Here is a 19,052-nt window from a genome sequence, read left to right on the forward strand (position 1 = left end):
TGACCTCTATAGTGAGTATTATTAGACTAAGAAAAGGCAGTGGTTATGGGTGAACTATTAAATTTTATCGATAGACTTTTGGCGAAACCCGACGTGGGTAAATTGGTGTTGCGTGTCAGTTTTGCATTCCTATTTTTGTTGCACGGCATCCATAAAGTTATTGGCGGTACCGACTTTATACAAGGCTTGTTGGTCGATCACGGTTTGCCGGCTTTTGTCGCATATGGGGTGTATTTAGGAGAAGTGGTAGCGCCCATCTTGATGATTATTGGCTTATATACTCGCTTGGCTTCAGTTGTTGTTGCTGGCACTTGCTTAATGGTTATCTACCTTTTAAATATGGGGGATTTGTTCTCCTTAAATAAATTTGGTGCTTGGGCGGTTGAAGGCATAGGTGTTTATTTGTTTGCTTCCATTGCGATTATGTTTCTTGGTTCGGGAAAATACGCATTAAAGCCAGACGCACAGTAAAGATTTACTCTGAATTCTTCTCAAAAAACGCCGGGCAAATGTCCGGCGTTATTTTATCTATTGAGCTGCAACGACCGACATTTCAACTAAAATAACATCTCTTGCCATACGAGCTTCAACACATGCACGTGCAGGTTTTTCTCCGTTGGCAACCCAGGCGTCCCACACTTTGTTCATCTCTGCGAAGTCTTTCATGTCGCGAAGGTAGATAGTCACGGATAGGAGTTTGTCGCGATGGCTGCCCGCGGTTTCAAGTAAGGCATCAATCTTAGCGAGGCAGCGCTCTGTTTGCTCGGTAATATCCCACGCCGCATCACCGGCTGTCTGGCCACAAAGATAAATGGTACCGTTGTGCTTAACAATACGGCTCATACGCTCTGTGGATTCTATTCTTTCAATTGTCATTGTTTTCCTTTTGACTGATTTTTTTAAGATTTAGTGATAGTTATGATACACCAACCTAACATTGTGACTTAATGAGTCTTGCTCACGTGAATGGCTCTGAGCCATCACGTGGCAGTTTATTCAGGTTGGTGTCGTCGTCAGCGTCGACTCAAAACGAATATTAACAAAATCAGTCTTTTCTAACAGTGATCGTTTCTTGTTGGTCAATCATTTCGGACTTTTCTTATGATTTTACGGACGTTCCTGTAAGTATACTGTGATTGTCGTGCCGAGCATGAGGAACTCTACCCCGTGTACGTAGGTAGCATTCCCACCATCGTCATAAAGTGGAAAGCAGCAGTCACTACGCCAAAAACGAGCACTCCCGTTAGCATTACTTGCCCACCAGGAGCTCTAAACCCTTCTTTAGTGCTGGATGCTTTGCGCGATTTTCTCACTAACAGTGCCGGAATGATGCAGGTCCATACGGTTGCAGCGGCTCCGGCATAGCCAATGGCGCTAACAAATCCAAATGGAAACAGCAAAGATAAAACCAGAGGTGGGACAAAAGTCACGGCCCACGTTTTTGCGCGGCCAGTGCGGTTATCTTCAAATTTAAACAGGTCGGCAAGGAAATCAAACACGCCTAAACCAACACCAATAAAAGAAGAAAGAATCGCTGCCATTGAAAAGCTGTTAATTGCCTGGCTTACTTTTTCTGATTCAATCACAGAGCCAAGTGCACTTAGCAGTACATCTACGTTACCACCTTGTTCAATCACCGGGCCAAAATCAACGCGAGGCAAATTACCGAAGATGCTAGTCAGCCATAATAAATACAGAACAGAAGCGATGACCGTACCGCCCAAAATTGCATTTTTAGCTTTGTTTTCTTCACCGTAATAGGCGCGCATAGAAGCCACGGAGTGGTGGTAACCAAATGAAGTCAGAGCCACAGGTAAAATGGCCATTGCATAAGGGGCGTACTGTGATTCCTGACTGATGGTGTCTAGCAGAATAGAGGTGTCTATATTGGCTGCCAGTCCCGAGACACCAAATACGAAGCTAAGTATCATGAACAGAATCAACAGAACTGAGATTCTGTCTACTGCTCTGGTCGAGTGCCATACGAAAGCAGAAAATACGGCCACGAAAATAACCGAAGCGCTTTTGCTATCGATATCAAGCAAGTTCTGAATAATTAACCCAGAAGACGTAATATAGGCATAAAGTAAAATACCGCCGACAAAATATACGGTTAGGTTATTAATAAAGTTAACTTTTTTACCTAGTAGCTCTTTGGTTACGGTATTAAAAGAAACTTTTAAATCGTACTCTTTAAACGCTTCCAACAACATCCATCCCGATATTGTCATCACGACCATGGTTAATAAAATGGCGAGGATGGACCACACGGTCCAGGCGCCCGCACTGGCGCTTGGCAGGCCAAGCATACCTGCACCAACACAGACACTGGCAATAATACAGGAGCCACCAACTAAAGATGGGGTTTTATTCATGATGCTATTCCTTTATCAAAATAAATAAAAAGCGCAACCGTCCACGCTGCGCTTAAATTTTTAGTTTTTATACTGTTTCTGCTGTCGTGATGGATTGAGATTGAGTCTCTGCCTCAACCTCTTTTAGACGCGCGGTGAAGTGACGTAAAACTTCTGGCTCATAAGTAAAGTCCAGGCCTTTTACATTGGCTGCATTTTCTTTTACCGCCTGGAAAGCTTCGACAATGAAATCCATATGCGTTTGTGTATAAGTAGCGCGAGGAATGGTGAGACGAAGTAGCTCAGCCGGACATGGGTGCTGTTTGCCCGTAGCAGGATCACGGCCTAATAGAAGAGAGCCAATTTCTACTGCGCGAATACCAGCGACTTTATAAAGCTCACACGCCAGTGCATGTGCCGGGAATTGCTCTGCAGGAATGTGTGGCAGGAGTTTGCTTGCGTCAACGAAGGCAGCATGTCCACCCGCTTGCTGACAAACAATGCCAATCGCTTCCAGCTTATCAACCAGGTACTGAACCTGACCGATTCGGTACGCCAGCCAGTCCTGACGCATACCATCGTAAAGGCCTACGGCAAGACGCTCCATAGCGCCACCCTCAAGTCCACCATAGGTTGGGAAGCCCTCCTGAACGACACACAACGTGCGGCACTCCGTGTATACATCCATTAACGAATCATCTTTAAAACAAAGCAAACCGCCCATTTGTACCATGGCATCTTTCTTAGCTGACATTGCCAGACCATCTGCGTATTTGTAGCTCTCTTTGGTGATGGCTTCGATTGACCAGTCAGCATAGCCAGGTTCGCGTTGTTGAATGAAGTAAGCATTCTCTGCGAAACGCGCCGAGTCCATGATGACTGGGATATCGTATTTCTGACCAATCTCATAAACTGCTTTTAGGTTAGCAAGCGATACTGGCTGGCCACCGGCGGAGTTACAAGTGATGGTGCTAACAATATAAGGCACATTCGCAGCGCCGACTTCTAAGATCGCCTGTTCTAGTTTCTCCAGATCAAAGTTACCTTTAAAGTCTGCTTCGATTGAAGTATCAAAGGCTTCTTCGGTATAAACGTTTTTCGCAACACAGCAGTTTAATTGTGTATGGCCTTGTGTGGTGTCAAAAAAGTAATTCGACAGCGCAACCATCTTGCTTCTGTCTAATCCTTTCTCTTTCTCGCGTTTTTTAATCAGTACCGGAATGTAAATTTGCTCTGCACCACGCCCTTGGTGAGTTGGGATGGTGTATTGGTAGCCAAAGATATCCTCAACGGCTTGTTGAAGTGCATGGTAGCTGCGGCTGCCGCTGTATGCTTCATCGCCACGTAGCATTGCGGCTTGCATCTCTTGCGTAATAGCACCTGTACCACTATCGGTAAGAAGGTCGATAAACACATCTTCGCTATCCAGAAGAAAAGGGTTCATACCCGCTTTTAGAATCGCTTCTTCTCTATATTCACGTGTAGTGCGTTTTACTGGCTCAATAACTCGAATACGAAACGGCTCAGGTAAGTGTTTAAAGTTTTCCATGTTATTTTCCCTAAAAGATAATTTTCGAATATTTTTAAGGCATACAGATGGATTGAAATAAAATAGTGCCTTCCCAAATCTTAAATTCAGAAATAAACGCACTGCAGCAAACACATTACCTATGATTGAGCGACAACAGAGGTGAGTTATCGAACAAGATAAGTGTGTGATTTACCGTTCTGTATGCTTGATATTTGGTTTGGGCTAATCGAGTGGTACTGCTGGTTTGAACGAATAGCAGTACAGAGCACATTGCTGTGCGCCCAATACGAAGTGTTATTGCGCAGGGAAAAAGAAGGCGATTTTAAAATCGAGGGTTATCCAATTAGCGATATGGTTTGTACACAACATACTAAGTCACCTTGATAGAACTAAGTAAACAAAACAATCTAACTAAGCAACTATAACGCGAGCGTCATTTGAGTTGCTGGTGGTAGATGCATCTATATCGAAGCATCGATTCTATATATACAAAGCAAAATGTAGACCAGTTTTTAAGTTGTTGTTTTTATATGAATAGTTGATGTTTTTCTAGGTGTTGACAGAATGTTTGCACTATTTTGAGACACAGATGTTCCTATTTGAGGCATTATGGTGTTACGTACGCTGTTTCTCACAAGGGAGCGGTGTCGCTGTTAACCGTCTTGGGTTTAAAACAAAAATGGCGACCCGAGGCCGCCATTTCGTGTGCTGATAGAGTTAACGTCGATAGTATAAAGAAATACGGTTCCCATCGATTTCCTGGACGATAAACCGAATCTCATAGATGTCGCTTAATACCGCTTCATCAATGACCTCTTCTACTGTACCTGCCTTAATGACTTCACCCAGCTTCATTGCGACGATATGGTCGGAATAGCAGGAGGCAAAGTTAATGTCGTGAATCACGATCACGACCGCTTTGTTTTTCAGTTTGGCCAACTTGTGCAGTGTACTCATGATATCGACAGAGTGTTTGATATCGAGGTTATTCAGTGGCTCATCAAGGAATATGTAGTCGGTATCTTGTGCTACAACCATCGCAATGAAAGCCATTTGTCGCTGACCACCAGACAGCTGATCAATAAAGCGATCTTGTAAATGGTCGATTTCCAGATGCTGCATAGACTCTTCAATGATGCGATTGTCTTCTGCTGTTAAGCGTCCCTGAGAGTAGGGGAAACGGCCAAACGCGACCAAATCACGCACAGTAAAACGCATATTGATGTTGTTGGACTGACGCAGCACGGAAAGGCGCTTGGCCAAATCTTCCGTGTTCCATTGATCAAGCGGTTTATCACCGATCACGACAGTACCTGCATCGCTTTCTGTCAGGCGACTTGCCATCGACAGCAGGGTACTTTTACCGGCGCCATTTGGGCCGATAATGCTGGTTACTTTACCAAGTGGAAAAAGGGCATCCGCATTTTTTACCACGTATTTTTCATTGTATTTTTTGCTTAAACCTTGAATACGGATCATGTGATAAACCTTTAGTCGAATTTATTTTTCATAAGCAGAACTAGGAAGTAACCGCCGCCAATAAAGTTGATGATTACGCTGATCGTGGTATCGAAATCGAATAGGTTTTCGACTACCCACTGGCCGCCAGACAGCAAAACCACTGACAGCACAGAACTTGCGACAATCAGAAGGCGATGCTGGTATCCAGTAAATACTTGACGAGTTAACGCCACCACAATCAAACCAAAGAACAGGATTGGGCCAATCAGAGCGGTTGAAATAGAGACCATCAGCGTGATGATGAACATCACTTGCATCGTTAGCTTATGCGTGTTCACGCCCAAACTCTTAGCGTTATCCACACCTAGCCACATCACATCCAGTTTATTTGAGATACGCATTAAATAGCCGCCACATAGCAGCATAGGCACGACACACCAGTAGACCAGCTCGCTGTTGATGTTATTAAAGCTGGCAAACATGGAGCCCTGAATGAAGTTAAACTCGTCCGGGTCGGTCACCATAGTGAAAAAGCCAGTGATGCTACTGAACAAGCTGCTGAGCACGATACCAATCAGTAACAGGGTGAAGATGTTGCGCTGACGTCCTCGAAAGTAGAAGCTGAACAGGGTCATCGCACACACAATCATGATGCCAGTAGACAGAACAAAATTGAGTTTGCTGTTGATGACCAGAGCACTCAGACCACCAAACATCACCACCAATACCACCTGAATCATCACATACAGGGAATCAAAACCGAGAATTGACGGGGTCAGGATTCGGTTATTGGTGATCGTCTGGAAGATTAGTGACGAGGAGGCAATGGCGATAGCCGCTAATACAATTGCCAGGACTTTAGGTACACGACGAGACAAGAAAAATTGGTAGTTGTCCGGTGTTAAACCTTTGCCGATAAATACGGCACAAATGAGTACTGCGACAACCGCGAGTACCATGACTTTAATGGAATCACGCATTCGCTTTGTCTCTCAATACCAGGTAAATGAAAACAGTACCGCCTAAGATGCTGATGATCATCGAAATAGGGATTTCGTAAGGGAAGATAATCAGACGGCCTAAAATGTCGCAGGTCAGCACCAGAATCACACCTGCATAAGCCGTCCAAGGCAAATTGCGACGCATGTTATCGCCAATAAATATCGACACCAGGTTTGGCACGATAAGGCCAAGGAAAGGAATCATCCCCACGATCATCACAACCGATGATGACAACACCGCAACTAAGATAACGCCAATAAGTACAATACGTTGGTAATTTAAGCCGATGTTTTTGGCGAAACTCTCACCGACACTAGCGGCACTAAAGCGGTTGGCATAAGCGTAAGCCAGTACCGATACAGGGAGCGCCAAATATAGAAACTCGTAGTTACCGCGTAAAACAGATGCGAAATTCGCAACCGTCCATGAACCAAGTGTCTGAACTAAATCATATTTATACGCGACAAAGGTCGTCATCGAAGAGACCACATTGCCATACATGATGCCGATCAATGGGACTAAAACGGTATTTTTGAACTTCAACTTCTGCAGGAAGCGTACAAAAATGACCGTACCAAGCACCGAAAAAGCGAAGATGGTTACGAGGTGGACCCAACTGCTCATATCTGCGAAGAAGATCAAAGCAATGATATAACCAAACATTGCCCAGTCGACGGTACCTGTGGTGGATGGTGCAGCAAAGCGGTTTTGAACGATTTGTTGCATGATCAATCCGGCGATACTTAAACCTGCGCCAGCTAAGACAATGGCTAGTAAACGCGGAAGTCGACTGACTAACAAAATATTCAAACTATGGCTGTCACCAGACAAAATTTGCGTGAGAGATACGTTTGCTACTCCGACCAGCAAAGAGGTGCCAGCGAGTAAGATGAGCAAAGCAAACGCCAAAACATGATGTAATTTCATAGTGCAGATACAGCTTTATATATACGACAATGACCTTTCACACCCAAAGCGGAAAGGTCATTTTCTATACGGTGAGTAAAGAGGGCTTTTTAGTTAACAACGACTTGGTTTAGCTCTTTAATCATGGTTTGAGTTGAATGGTAACCGCCTGCAGTCAAGTACCAAGCCGCTGGGTCAATAAACATCACACGACCATTTTTAGCAGCTGGTGTTGATTTCACCAGTTCATTGTCAAATAACGCTTTTGCTTTACCGTTGCTCTGACCAATTGCTTGTTCACGATCAAGCACCAATAATACTTCTGGTTGCGCATCTGCTATGTACTCAAATGAAATCAGATTGCCGTGCCTGCCAGCGACGGATTTCACCTTTTCAGAAGTTGATGTCTTGAAGCCTGCTTCATCATACACAAATGAGAAACGGCTTTTTTCCCCGAACATCGCCAAGCTATTGCCGCTGTTCGAAACGGTTAAAGCACGTGGTGGGTTCTGGACAACTTTATTATGCAGGGCATCGATCTGACCTTGAACATCTTCTATCAATTGATTCGCCTGGTCTTTCTTCTCGAAGATTTCGCCTAATGCCTGCCAGTGCTTCTGCGTGGTTTTCCAGTAGTCTGTCGTATCAATTTCGAACATGTAAGTCGGAGCGATGTCTTTCAGATCTGGGTAGATCTCAGCCATGCGGGTTTCTGCGATGATCAGATCGGGTTTCAACGTAAATAACGTTTCGAAATTGACTTCTTTTACACTGCCGGTGTTTACCACGGAGTCGCTTTTGTACTTCTCCAGTGTGGTTGGAAGTAGTGTCTTTGGCACACCCACTGGCGTGATCCCAAGAGCATCGACGAAATCAAGACTACCGTAGCCGAGGACGACGACGCGTTTCGGTACTTCATTAATTTCTACCGAGCCCATGCTGTGTTGGTAGGTTTTTGCGATGGCCCCGATGGGCGCTAATGCCAGTAGTAGCGCACTTGTTGCTACACGAAGAGAAGTTTTACCAAACATAATGATTCCCAAAAAGGTCTATAAGTCAGCCATCTAACTGGAAAGCGTTTAAACGTGAAAGCAGAGCAAAAGATGAGCTGAAAAGTATTGAAACTTAATTTGATTTAAAACAAATAAGAATGATTATTGATTGCAGACACGTTATCAGATAGGTTATAACCAGCAACTGAATTGTCAGAATAGTGAGTATTCAAAAAGTGAATTTAAGTCAAATGGATTTAAGCTTGCTGTTTATTCTCAAGAACTTACTTGAAGAAAAGCACGTGTCTAATACTGCGGTTTTGCTGAATATGAGCCAGCCATCCGTGAGTCGGTCTTTACAAAAGCTTAGAAATTTATTTAACGATGAACTACTGGTTAGGACCGCACATGGTTATGAGCTGACACCAAAAGCTGAGGTCATCAAGCAGGATTTAACCTCCGTACTAACTGGGTTAGAAAAGCTAATGCATGGGCAGTCTTTTGTGCCAGAGAAGAGCAAAGGGACGATACGCTTTTATGGTTTAGTGCCTCAAGTGACGATGTTGTTACCTAGTGTGATTGCACGCATTCGAGAAGAAGCTCCGAACATGATTGTCGATATCGACTCTATCCCCAAAAGGCATTTCGATGATTTGATTACTGGTGATGTGCATTTTGTGCTTTCTACCGCTTCTCCCCCGAGTTCTGAGCAAAACCTGTATCGCATGAAAATTGCCAATCGAGACTATCGATTCTTAATGAGCGATTCTCATCCATTGGCCGATGTCGAAGAGTTAACGATAGACATGTTACTGGAATGCAATTTTGGCCAGATCTCCCTGCAGGGAGGAAAAACGTTGTCAATTTACCACCGGTTCGCCGAGCTTGGTGTGGTGGATAAAAATCGCAGACTGTCGATACCCATACAGCTGTCTAATTTTAATGCGGCGCCTGCCATTGCGGAAGAAACGGATGTGGTATTTCATTTACCCACCCCATTTGCAGAGGGAGCATGCCTTGGCCGCAAGCTGGTAACAAAAAAGGTACCAGAAGCAATTCGTCTTGATAGCGAGTCAGTCTATCTGTATTGGCATAAACGCTATCACAACGATCCGATGTGTAATTGGGTTAAGTCTTTATTCAAAGAAATATACGAACCTATTGAAGGTGAATGATCGAGTTTCTTGTTATTCACTTTGTGTATAGTGGTAATTTGCTCATTGGATGCAGGGGGACTTGTTTTAGCTAAATAAAACCTATTTAATGCGAACTATTATCATTATAACTTTCAATAATAATAACAGGTTTTATTATGCCTAAGACTACTCTGTTAGCAACAAAGCCATTAGCAGTGGTGATCGGTGCACTATGCGCCTCAATGTCAGTATCAGCTGATACCACGCCAACCAACGTCGATGAACAGATGGTTGTGACGGCAACTCGTACTCAGTTAGAGTTGAAAAATGCGCCGGCATCGATGTCCGTCATTACCGCAGAAGATATCGAGAATGATCCTGGTATTACATTAGCGGATATCGTAGCAAACCAGACCAGCGTCGAGTCCGATTACGACAGCACTCGAGCGGGGCGTCAGCAGATCTCTATCCGTGGTATGGATTCAAAATACACGCTTATCATGGTGAATGGCCGTCGTATGAGTTCTGCGAGTGCGATTGTTCGTGGTAACGACTTTGATCTCTCTGCCATTCCAATGGATTCAATTGAACGTGTTGAAATTATCCGTGGTCCTATGTCTGCGCTTTACGGCTCTGATGGAATGGGCGGTACGATCAATATCATTACTAAGTCGCCTGAAAACGACTGGAGCTCTCAGCTAAGCCTGGATAACGCGACACCAAATGACGGCAACGGCGGGCAGAAATATACGGTTGGCCTAACCACGTCAGGTGCTTTAATTGATGACACATTATTTGCACGTTTATCCGTGTCACAAACCAGCCGCGATGCGTGGCAACCTTACTCAGGTATTAAAACGGTAAGAGGCGTTGACTACGATCGTTCTGAGGTTACGGCGTTAGAAGAGCGTGACACATTGGCGTTGTTTGGTACATTGTCATGGCACTTAGCTGAGAACCAGTTTATCGATCTGGATTTAGGCTTCAGTAATGATGAACGTGATACCGCGGCGGAAAGTGCAACACGAGTAATTTACTCTGAGTCTCGTGTTAAACGTGATAGCCAGGCAATCTCACACACAGGGTTGTGGTCTTGGGGTGATACTCAAGTGCGTTACTCGCGTGAAAACGTGGATAACGTTGATGCCGCGAACGATGGTGTGGATTCAATTGAAGAACTGACACAAATTGTTGAAGCATCGGCGACGACTTATTTTGGCGATAGCCATACGTTCACATTCGGCATGGATTATCAGAATAGCGAGCTAAGCAACCCGGAAAACCTGGTTGATAACAAAGCAGAAGCCTACCAAGGTGCAGTGTTTGCTCAGGATCAGTGGGAAGTGACGGATACGTTAACCGCAACCATTGGTGGCCGTTTGGACAAGCATGAGCAATTCGGTGAAGAATTCAGCCCGCGTGTTTACCTTGTACACCAAACCACAGACTCACTGGTTCTAAAAGGTGGCGTAGGTAAAGCATTTAAAGCGCCAACCATGACACAGAATAACTCAGACTTTAAATTGATCAGTTGTAAAGGTAACTGTGACATTCAGGGTAATGAAGATCTTGGTGCTGAAACCAGCATCAACTATGAGCTTTCTGCACTATACAGTGCTCGTAACTGGGATATTGAAACCGCGTTATTCCGTAACGAGGTTGAAAACCTGATTGAACAAACTGATGTTTTCTGTGAAACAGGAACGTGGTCAAGTTCGATCATGAGCTGTATCGACGAAAATGGTAACCCAATCGACCGTGAGCTTTCTAATCCATACAAGTCATTTCAAAATGTCTCTAAAGCGGTTATTCAAGGCGTAGAGTTGACCGGTAACATCCAGCTTTCTGAGCAGTGGGCAATGTCAGGTAACTACACTTACCTGGATACTGAAGACAAATCGACAGGCGAAGAGCTTAATGAGCGTTACAAGCACTCAGCATTTGCTCGCCTGAATTGGTACCCAACTCAAGATCTGGACTTGTTTGCAAGTGCTCGTTACCGCGGTGAGCGTAAGATTGATTCAGAGTTAACCCAAGACTCTTACACAACGCTAGATATGGGTACGGTATACCATGTGAATGAGTCACTGCGCGTTCGTGCCGGTGTTACCAACCTGACCGATGAAAGTGTCTCGAAAGAGCTTGAAAACATTGGCTATGTAGAAGCACCACGCACTTACTATGTTGGTATGACGGCTAACTTCTAAATAGCAACTCAAATGATAAAGGGGCGCTGCAGTGTACACTGTGGCGCCCCTTTTCTTTTATAACCAATATGACTAGCTTGACTGAGTGACTTGGTCAACCGTCTGCTCAGCAGGTAACGAGGTACTGAATCCCCGCAGAATATTCATTAATGTGATGGCAGTGAACAGGGCGATAACCAGTGAAAGGTGCCAGGCTTCACTCAAACCAAACTGAACCAGCGTCAAACTGACCAGTGAAGAGACGATCATTTGACCGCCACCAGACATTGCGGCTGCGGTACCTGCTTGCTCCTTATACGGCTGCATGACCAAGGCTTGGGCACATGGCAGAGCAATGCCATTACCTAAAATCATCAGCAGTTGCCCAAGCATTAAGTATAAAGGCTCTACCGGGCAGAAGAATAGCCATAACGCTGCGCTGATATGTAACGCCGGGGTACATAGCAGCATCTTTTTATTGCCGATAATTGGACGAGCACGGTTACAAATGGTTGTGCCACCCAACATACCAAGGGCAGGGATGAGTGCCCACATGGCGTATTCATCCGAAGTCATTCCGATCTGATCCTGCATAATAAATGGCATGACAGATACGGTTGTGATCATCAAGCTAAAGTTAAGCCAACTGATGCTAGCAAAACTCATAAAGTAACGAGAGGTCAATAGGTTGCGGTACTGACGTAACATCCTCTTAGGTGATGGAATGGAAGTACGCTTTGGTATTGTCTCTGTAAATCGAAAAGCAATAATAATCCAGGCAATCGAGACATAACCTAACAACGAAATAAACACCATACTCCAGCCGAAATGGAAGTTAATGAAACCACCAATCACGGGCGCCATAAGAGGCGTGATTGAAGCCGCCATTGCAATGTAAGACATCGCGACCGGAAGTTCATTTCCGCTAAAGCGATCGCGGGTAGAGGCACGAGCTAACACGGCACAACAGCCAGTACCAAGCCCTTGCAGAAAACGCCCCATGACCATGCCAGTAAAAGTCTGACTCATAAATATGATCATCAGCAGCCCGGACATGGCAATCAGCAACCCGGTTAACAAGACCTTTTTTCTGCCTAGTGCATCAGATATCGGGCCATAGATAAACTGGGATGGGCCAAAGCCAAGTAAGTAAATACTTACTAATAGTTGGGCTTGATCGAGTGAAATAGAAAAGTCTTTCGCTATCCATGGCAGGGATGGCATAACCAGTCCCATACTCAACTGACCAATACTGATAATCAAGCATGCGAGTAAAATGGAACGAAAGTTAATGGCGTTTCTCATGAAGATTCACCATTTGCAAGACCCGCTCTCCCGCGTGTTCTCAGCCCACCTTCATCATCAAATTCATTCAGTTTGGCTTTGACACGTTTTACGGTCGATAAGCTAACTTCACACTGCTGGGCAACGCTTTGTAGCGTGTTACCTTCAAGCAGTAGTGTCGCGATTTGCTGATGCTTTTCCTTATCCGCTGGGCGACCTCGGAATTTCTTCTTCCACCTTTCTGGTTCGCCTTTGAGCGCACGTCGACCTTGTTCCGCCGCAAACAAGCGGTGTTGGGTTTGCACTTTTTCATAGCCAGATAGCAGTGCGATCATGGTTTGGGTTTCGAGCGAGTTTGGCTCGAAGCACAGCGGTTCGCACACCGTTTTCAGTGTCACATTCTTATTGAGTAACAGTTCGATGGTATTGAGTGACTGACTGAAATCACGTCCAAACGTCGTTAGCCACCAAATGATGACCGTATCACCAGGTTTGACGGTATCAATTAACTTTTGAAATGCCTCACGCTCAGCGGGTGGTATACAGCCACGTCCCTGATCTTCGAAATGCATCGCTTCAGGGGCGGCAGCTTTCAATATTGGAAGGTTCTCACTATAAGCTCGGTTTCGAGGCGAATAGCGTGAATAAAGATAGGTTGTCATGGTCATTTGCCTGATAAAGAATTTGGTTCACATAATGTAATGGTTCATAAATATACATGGGTTCATTAATACTTACAACACCAAATGAGCCATTGAGAAGTCGACCGGAAGAAACAAAAAAAGCCAGTCAGAAGACTTCTGACTGGCTTGGTTCTAAAACCTAATGGCGTGGGGGCTGTTTCCATCTGATTTAAGTTCTCATACCTCAGGAGCGAGAAACGAAGATGGGACAGTGGTTAACATAGACGCTAGCAATCTTAAGCAGCTGCTTGTTTACCTTGTTTTGCTTTCTCACGCATGCCCAGTACAACCGTCAGGGCGAATGCTGTGATGAAGGCGATAATCATGCCGACAATGTAGTAGCTTATCTTGCCTGGTGAGATTGAGATAATACCTGGCAAGCCTGCCGCACCAAGAGCTTGTGCTTTCACGTTAAATAGAGTGATAAACGCGCTCGCTACAGCTGAACCTACGATTGCCGCCAGGAATGGATAACGAAGTTTCAGGTTCACACCAAACATGGCCGGCTCTGTGATCCCAAGAAGGCCAGTGATACCAGATGGCACTGCGATGCCTTTCATTTTTGTATCACGAGTTGTGAAACCTACGGCTAGTGCCGCTGCGCCTTGGGCTATGTTTGACATGGCTGCAATTGGGAAGATAAAGGTACCGCCAGTAGTTGCGATGTCGGCCAGTAGCTGAGTTTCAATCGCGATAAAGCTGTGATGCATACCGGTAATAACAAATGGAGCGTAGATAAAGCCAAACAGCGCACCGCCAACGAAACCTGCGGAATCGTATAGCCAGTTCAGACCGTCACCAAGCATAAAGCCAAGGTCGCGAGTAAACGGACCTACGAGAGTGAAAGTAATGAAGCCGGTAATAAAGATAGCCAGCATCGGCGTCAGCAAGTTATCCAGTACTGAAGGGATCACTTTACGCAGACCGATCTCAACTTTTGCCAGAATAAACGCAGAGACGAGAACCGGTAGTACTGAACCTTGGTAACCCACTTTCTGGATCTCTAAGCCCAGAATGTTCCAGGTTGGGACCGTGCCCGAAACCGATGCACTACCAAAGCCCCAACCATTTAACAGGTCTGGGTGAACCATTAGCATACCAAGTGCAGCACCTAAGAATGGGTTGCCGCCAAATTTCTTCGAAGCAGAAAATGCCAGTAAAACAGGTAGATAAACAAAAGGTGCATTGGCGAATGTGTTGATCATGCTCGCTAAATCAGCCAAACCCGGGTAGGCCTCTATGATGGACTGATCTTCAATAAACAAGCCTTGTGCGGTAAGTAGGTTGAAAAGACCCATCAGCAAACCGCCCGCAACGATCGCCGGAATAATTGGAACAAAAATATCCGACAGACCCTTCACGGCACGTTGAACGATATTTTGTTTCTGGGCTCCAGCCGATGCAACGTCATTCGTCGACATTTCAGCTAAACCAGTCTGTTTCGCCAGTTCAGCGTACACCTGATTTACGATGCCAGAGCCAAAAATAATCTGGTATTGGCCCGCAACTTTAAACTGGCCTTTTACGCCGTCTAAGTTGCCGATGGCTTCTTCATTAACTTTGTCTTCATCTTTTAGCGCTAGGCGCAGGCGCGTTGCGCAGTGAGCGAGGGCTTGAAGGTTATCTTTACCGCCTAAGTGCTCGAGTAATTGTTTTGCTATGACTGGATAGTTCATTGCACACCCCGATTGGTATTACTGAAATTTAAAAATGTATCCAAGTGCATACGCCAATAGTACAGATTGCTCGCTGTTACCGACCCACCTGCTTCCCCACCTAATATCGAGGGGATATTTGACTTTATGATACTCAAACCCAGTTAGCTTTGTGGTCTGAGTACCTATCAGCACCTGATTTATCGTTTTTGTATTTTTGGGAACGTTTGCAAAGTGGATTTTTGATGATTATTCATAAGTGGTCAAAGCATAAGACTGAAATATGTGAGTGTGATCCCTATATTGATTAACAAAACTCCGCTTAACGAGGGTAAAATCACGTTAATTGACTCGGGATACAGATAGCTTTCTGCAAACAATCCCAATAAATAAGTGGAATAGGGGCAATATGGCAAGTTTGCACGACGTTGCGCGTTTGGCTGGTGTATCGAAATCTACCGTATCTCGCGTGATAAACGACGAGTATGGGGTAAAGGAAGCCACTAAAGTTAAAGTGCGTAAAGCGGTGGAAGAGTGTGGCTACGTAGTGAATCAAGTGGCCAAGGATCTCAAATCACAAAAGACAAATCTTATTGGTGTGATCGTACCTCGCGTTTCTTCTCATGCTGTTTCTCAGGGTGTTGATGGGTTAACCGCGGTTATTGAGCAGTCTGGCAAGCACGTTCTATTGGCCAATACACACCAGCTCTATGAAAAAGAAGTTGAATATATTCAGATATTTAACCAAAAGCGGGTTGAGGGCATTATTCTCTACGCGACGCATTTAGACTCAAAATTAATTAAAGCGATTCAGCAGTCCAATGTACCGGTTGTCCTCGTCGGGCAGGATGGTTCATTGCATAATGTACCAAGTGTTGTTCATGACGACGTACGTGTGGGGTTTGAAGCGGGTAACCGCCTGATTGGAGCTGGTTGTCAACACGTCGCTTTCATCGGCGTTCAAGGTGATGATATTGCCGTTGATGTACAGCGCTCGCAGGGTCTTGAGCAGGCTTTATCTTTTCACCAGCAATCATTGCTCGCCCATGCACGAGGTGACTTCACCATAGAGTCTGGTTACCAGCAAGCGCAAGAGTTGATAAAAAACTACCCGCAAGTCGATGGTCTGTTTTGTGCGACTGACCGTATTGCCGTGGGTGCTGTGAAGGCGCTGCGTGAAATGGGCGTTAAGGTCGGAGAGCAGGTACGCGTGCTCGGCGTTGGTAATGACGAACTGTCGAGCATTAGTATTCCAAGCTTATCAACGTTTAACTATGCGTTTGATAAAGCAGGGGAAAATGCCGCAAAAATGCTGCTTGAACGTATTGAAGGTCGTGGCGAGGAAATGAGCAAAGTGGTGCTTACTTTCCAAAACATCGAACGTGAAACCTGTTAGCCGATTATAATTTTGGGGAACGTTCCCTTGGCAAGAGAATAAAAAGCCGATGCGCTTAAAAGCATCGGCTTTTTGCTTCTCGTTCTACCCTAAAGAACCGCTCATTACGCAGAAATGCCGTTCGTTTAGCAGCTAACGGTGTCTTTAAGCCTCCAGTCATCCTGAACAACGACGAAGGAGTGTGATTCAGGATCTAATTTCCAAGCACTTTATGGTCGAAATTATTTCATTAACTGGTCAGCGCGCTGCTATTAGATTCCTAGTCTCGCTAGAGCTCGCTGGAATGACACAGATGAAGTCGTTAAGCGATTGGCATTATCATTACACAGTGGGTTTCGCTTTAGAGTTTGGCTGGTAATGCAGTATCACCATGGAAGTCGGTGAAAGTAGCACTTCGCCCTCAGCATGGCCAGGATTTAAGTTACGTACGTTGGTATCACAAATCGTAACCCAATTCTGTTTACGGTCATTTGGCAACTTAAAGCGTGCAGTCGCATTGGTCTGGTTGATTAAGTACACCAGCTCTTGGCCATCTTTGCCAATCCCAAGGTGTAGTGCCACAGAGCTAAGGCGGTTCCAGTCGTCGTGCTCCATTAGGTGACCATCCGTTCTTCGCCAGAAGATCCGGTTGTTATTGCGGTTATCACCACTGAATGAGCGAATAAACGGCACCATGTACTTGTTGCGGTTAGCAACCATTTGCGACATCCAGATTTTGAAATGTTGTTTGCGTTCTGTTTGGCCCCAGTTTAACCAGCTGGTTTCGTTGTCCTGACAGTAGGCATTGTTATTGCCTTCCTGTGTGTGAGACAACACGTCAGCCGTCAGGATGTGAGGAATACCAAATGAAAACAACAAACTTGCGATAAGATTGCGTTTTTGCTTTTCGCGAGTCGCAATGACTATCAAGTTTTCCGTCTCACCCTCGACACCGTAGTTCTCTGAACGGTTATCACCGTGTCCATCGCGGTTTTCTTCGCCATTGGCTTCATTATGTTTGTGCTTATAAGACACTAAATCTTGCAGTGTGAAGCCATCATGATAAGTGATGTAGTTGACCGTCAGTTTGTAAGGCCAATTGGCGGCGCTATAAATATCTCTTGATCCCATTAGGCGTGTCGCAAACTCTTTTAAGTAGCCTTGGTCGCCGCGCCAGAAGCTACGAGAGATGTCACGCAGCTTATCGTTACACTCATTCCAGCCAAAGGGGAAGTTACCCACTTGGTAGCCGTTAGGGCCGATATCCCAGGGCTCAGCGATTAACTTTGTCTCACGGAGAACGGGATCTTGCGCCACCGCTTTAAAAAACGCCGCTTCTGGATTGTAATTGTCTCCCTGACGTCCAAGTGTCGCGGCCAAGTCGAAGCGGAAGCCATCCACTTTGAATTCACTCACCCAGTAACGAAGCGTGTCCATGACTAAGTTCAATGCCGGCTGATAAGTGAGGTCAACGGTATTGCCACAGCCGGTATAGTTAGCAAAGTGAGTGCCATGCTTTATGTAAAAACGAGAATCCAGAGCCTTCAGGTTAAAAATCGTTGGTCCTTCGCCACCTTCAGCGGTGTGGTTATAGACCACATCCAGAATGACTTCGATGCCGTTTTTATGCAATTCACGAATGGTTTCTTTTAGCTCGTTGACCGCGTCTTTCTTCGCATAGCGAGGGTCTGGTGTCATAAACAGGTAAGGGTTATAGCCCCAGTAGTTTACCTTCTTCATTTCCAAAAGATGAGGCTCGTGCATACACGCGGCGACAGGTAGCAGCTGCAACGTGTTAATGTTCTGTTGTTTATAGAAAGCGAGCATCTCTGGAGAGGATAACCCCAAATAGCGACCTTTCTTAGCCGCTTCGACCTTCGGGTTTAGCTGAGTCAGACCTTTTACGTGGGTCTCGAATAGCACCATCTCTTCTCTTGGGATACGTGGGTGTTCTGTTTTCTGCCAGTCAAAGTCATCCTTGATAACCACACACTTTGGCATATCAAAGCTTTTCTTTGCAGAGTAAGGCGGTTGGTAATGGAGTGCCTTATCGATGGATTTGGCGTAAGGGTCCGAGATGAGCAGCGGTTCGTCATTATGGGAGACGATGTAGCCGTACTTCTGACCAGCCTTAACTTTTGGAATAAAGGTGTGCCGTATACCCGCGTATTCGCCAGGTAGATCGTACAGCGTGTACTTGCCGTCGTCGGAAAACAACGCCAGTTTTATGTCTTTATTCTCGGGCGAGTGAATAGCGAAGTTACAGCCTTCTTTATTCAGTGTTGCACCCAAGGGATATGGGCGAGATCGAATTTGCGTCATCTGAGATTCTTTATTTAATAATTATTGCTACCTATAGGAAACTATAAGTTAAAAACTTTGTCTTACTAAGGTCAACAGCCTTAATTACAAAACAAGATAAAATATTCATGTAATTTAATTACTTTAATTTATCACTTTTTTGTTTAAAGTTTGACCTTCCTATCA

The 19,052-nt window shown here is 45.1% G+C and carries 16 protein-coding genes; 4 read left to right on the top strand and 12 right to left on the bottom strand.

The window, feature by feature from the left end; translation table 11 throughout:
• The first annotated feature begins 45 nt into the window (after nt 1–45).
• Entirely contained in the window at nt 46–471 is a 426-nt protein-coding gene (locus RXX31_RS11810) for a DoxX family protein (protein WP_317589560.1), read from the top strand.
• A gap of 57 nt (nt 472–528) precedes the next feature.
• Here the strand turns inward: RXX31_RS11810 and RXX31_RS11815 are convergent, their stop codons facing one another.
• The 8 genes from RXX31_RS11815 to RXX31_RS11845 form a co-directional block, all read right to left on the bottom strand.
• Nucleotides 529–876, bottom strand: a complete 348-nt coding sequence (locus RXX31_RS11815) for a RidA family protein (protein ID WP_317589561.1) — start codon at nt 874–876, stop codon at nt 529–531.
• A 284-nt stretch (nt 877–1,160) separates the two neighbouring features.
• Nucleotides 1,161–2,375, bottom strand: coding sequence for an aromatic amino acid transporter (locus RXX31_RS11820; protein ID WP_317589562.1), 1,215 nt, complete (start codon nt 2,373–2,375; stop codon nt 1,161–1,163).
• Nucleotides 2,376–2,442: 67 nt separating this feature from the next.
• Complete coding sequence (gene tnaA / locus RXX31_RS11825) at nt 2,443–3,903, bottom strand: tryptophanase (protein WP_317589563.1); 1,461 nt, start codon at nt 3,901–3,903, stop codon at nt 2,443–2,445.
• Nucleotides 3,904–4,179: 276 nt separating this feature from the next.
• Nucleotides 4,180–4,254: a tryptophanase leader peptide gene (gene tnaC / locus RXX31_RS24825; protein WP_411197981.1), complete on the bottom strand. Its 75-nt coding sequence runs from the start codon at nt 4,252–4,254 to the stop codon at nt 4,180–4,182.
• Nucleotides 4,255–4,602: 348 nt separating this feature from the next.
• The gene (locus RXX31_RS11830) at nt 4,603–5,364 is read right to left on the bottom strand and encodes an ABC transporter ATP-binding protein (protein ID WP_317589565.1); all 762 of its coding nucleotides are present in this window, start codon (nt 5,362–5,364) and stop codon (nt 4,603–4,605) included.
• A gap of 11 nt (nt 5,365–5,375) precedes the next feature.
• On the bottom strand, nt 5,376–6,326 hold the full coding sequence (locus RXX31_RS11835; protein WP_317589567.1) for an iron chelate uptake ABC transporter family permease subunit: 951 nt from the start codon (nt 6,324–6,326) through the stop codon (nt 5,376–5,378).
• Nucleotides 6,319–7,275, bottom strand: a complete 957-nt coding sequence (locus RXX31_RS11840) for an ABC transporter permease (protein ID WP_317589569.1) — start codon at nt 7,273–7,275, stop codon at nt 6,319–6,321. Before RXX31_RS11840 ends, RXX31_RS11835 begins: the two co-directional genes overlap by 8 nt.
• An 89-nt stretch (nt 7,276–7,364) precedes the next feature.
• Entirely contained in the window at nt 7,365–8,285 is a 921-nt protein-coding gene (locus tag RXX31_RS11845; RefSeq protein WP_317589570.1) for a siderophore ABC transporter substrate-binding protein, read from the bottom strand.
• 197 nt (nt 8,286–8,482) lie between these two features.
• Between RXX31_RS11845 and RXX31_RS11850 the strand changes: the two genes are divergently transcribed.
• Both RXX31_RS11850 and RXX31_RS11855 read left to right on the top strand, forming a co-directional pair.
• Nucleotides 8,483–9,421: a LysR family transcriptional regulator gene (locus RXX31_RS11850; protein WP_317589572.1), complete on the top strand. Its 939-nt coding sequence runs from the start codon at nt 8,483–8,485 to the stop codon at nt 9,419–9,421.
• Nucleotides 9,422–9,558: 137 nt separating this feature from the next.
• Nucleotides 9,559–11,589, top strand: coding sequence for a TonB-dependent receptor domain-containing protein (locus tag RXX31_RS11855; protein ID WP_317589574.1), 2,031 nt, complete (start codon nt 9,559–9,561; stop codon nt 11,587–11,589).
• 72 nt (nt 11,590–11,661) lie between these two features.
• Here RXX31_RS11855 and RXX31_RS11860 read toward each other — a convergent pair whose 3' ends face one another.
• From RXX31_RS11860 to RXX31_RS11870, 3 genes are all read right to left on the bottom strand, one after another.
• Nucleotides 11,662–12,873, bottom strand: coding sequence for a multidrug effflux MFS transporter (locus RXX31_RS11860; protein WP_317589575.1), 1,212 nt, complete (start codon nt 12,871–12,873; stop codon nt 11,662–11,664).
• A complete protein-coding gene (locus RXX31_RS11865) occupies nt 12,870–13,514 on the bottom strand; it encodes a recombinase family protein (protein ID WP_317589576.1) in 645 nt (214 codons plus the stop codon). Before RXX31_RS11865 ends, RXX31_RS11860 begins: the two co-directional genes overlap by 4 nt.
• A 257-nt stretch (nt 13,515–13,771) precedes the next feature.
• Nucleotides 13,772–15,211, bottom strand: coding sequence for a sucrose-specific PTS transporter subunit IIBC (locus RXX31_RS11870; RefSeq protein WP_317589577.1), 1,440 nt, complete (start codon nt 15,209–15,211; stop codon nt 13,772–13,774).
• A gap of 388 nt (nt 15,212–15,599) precedes the next feature.
• Between RXX31_RS11870 and RXX31_RS11875 the strand changes: the two genes are divergently transcribed.
• Nucleotides 15,600–16,586, top strand: a complete 987-nt coding sequence (locus tag RXX31_RS11875; protein WP_317589579.1) for a LacI family DNA-binding transcriptional regulator — start codon at nt 15,600–15,602, stop codon at nt 16,584–16,586.
• A gap of 321 nt (nt 16,587–16,907) precedes the next feature.
• Here RXX31_RS11875 and glgX read toward each other — a convergent pair whose 3' ends face one another.
• On the bottom strand, nt 16,908–18,887 hold the full coding sequence (gene glgX / locus RXX31_RS11880) for a glycogen debranching protein GlgX (protein ID WP_317589581.1): 1,980 nt from the start codon (nt 18,885–18,887) through the stop codon (nt 16,908–16,910).
• Nucleotides 18,888–19,052 lie beyond the last annotated feature (165 nt).

The organism is Vibrio sp. EA2 (assembly GCF_033042495.1).
In the GTDB taxonomy this organism is placed as follows: domain Bacteria; phylum Pseudomonadota; class Gammaproteobacteria; order Enterobacterales; family Vibrionaceae; genus Vibrio.

Bases quoted from the DNA above. Each gene is read 5' to 3' on its own strand.
- RXX31_RS11810 (WP_317589560.1), top strand. From the start codon at position 46: ATGGGTGAACTATTAAATTTTATCGATAGACTTTTGGCGAAACCCGAC.
- RXX31_RS11815 (WP_317589561.1), bottom strand. From the start codon at position 876: ATGACAATTGAAAGAATAGAATCCACAGAGCGTATGAGCCGTATTGTT.
- RXX31_RS11820 (WP_317589562.1), bottom strand. From the start codon at position 2,375: ATGAATAAAACCCCATCTTTAGTTGGTGGCTCCTGTATTATTGCCAGT.
- tnaA (WP_317589563.1), bottom strand. From the start codon at position 3,903: ATGGAAAACTTTAAACACTTACCTGAGCCGTTTCGTATTCGAGTTATT.
- RXX31_RS11830 (WP_317589565.1), bottom strand. From the start codon at position 5,364: ATGATCCGTATTCAAGGTTTAAGCAAAAAATACAATGAAAAATACGTG.
- RXX31_RS11835 (WP_317589567.1), bottom strand. From the start codon at position 6,326: ATGCGTGATTCCATTAAAGTCATGGTACTCGCGGTTGTCGCAGTACTC.
- RXX31_RS11840 (WP_317589569.1), bottom strand. From the start codon at position 7,275: ATGAAATTACATCATGTTTTGGCGTTTGCTTTGCTCATCTTACTCGCT.
- RXX31_RS11845 (WP_317589570.1), bottom strand. From the start codon at position 8,285: ATGTTTGGTAAAACTTCTCTTCGTGTAGCAACAAGTGCGCTACTACTG.
- RXX31_RS11855 (WP_317589574.1), top strand. From the start codon at position 9,559: ATGCCTAAGACTACTCTGTTAGCAACAAAGCCATTAGCAGTGGTGATC.
- RXX31_RS11860 (WP_317589575.1), bottom strand. From the start codon at position 12,873: ATGAGAAACGCCATTAACTTTCGTTCCATTTTACTCGCATGCTTGATT.
- RXX31_RS11865 (WP_317589576.1), bottom strand. From the start codon at position 13,514: ATGACAACCTATCTTTATTCACGCTATTCGCCTCGAAACCGAGCTTAT.
- RXX31_RS11870 (WP_317589577.1), bottom strand. From the start codon at position 15,211: ATGAACTATCCAGTCATAGCAAAACAATTACTCGAGCACTTAGGCGGT.
- RXX31_RS11875 (WP_317589579.1), top strand. From the start codon at position 15,600: ATGGCAAGTTTGCACGACGTTGCGCGTTTGGCTGGTGTATCGAAATCT.
- glgX (WP_317589581.1), bottom strand. From the start codon at position 18,887: ATGACGCAAATTCGATCTCGCCCATATCCCTTGGGTGCAACACTGAAT.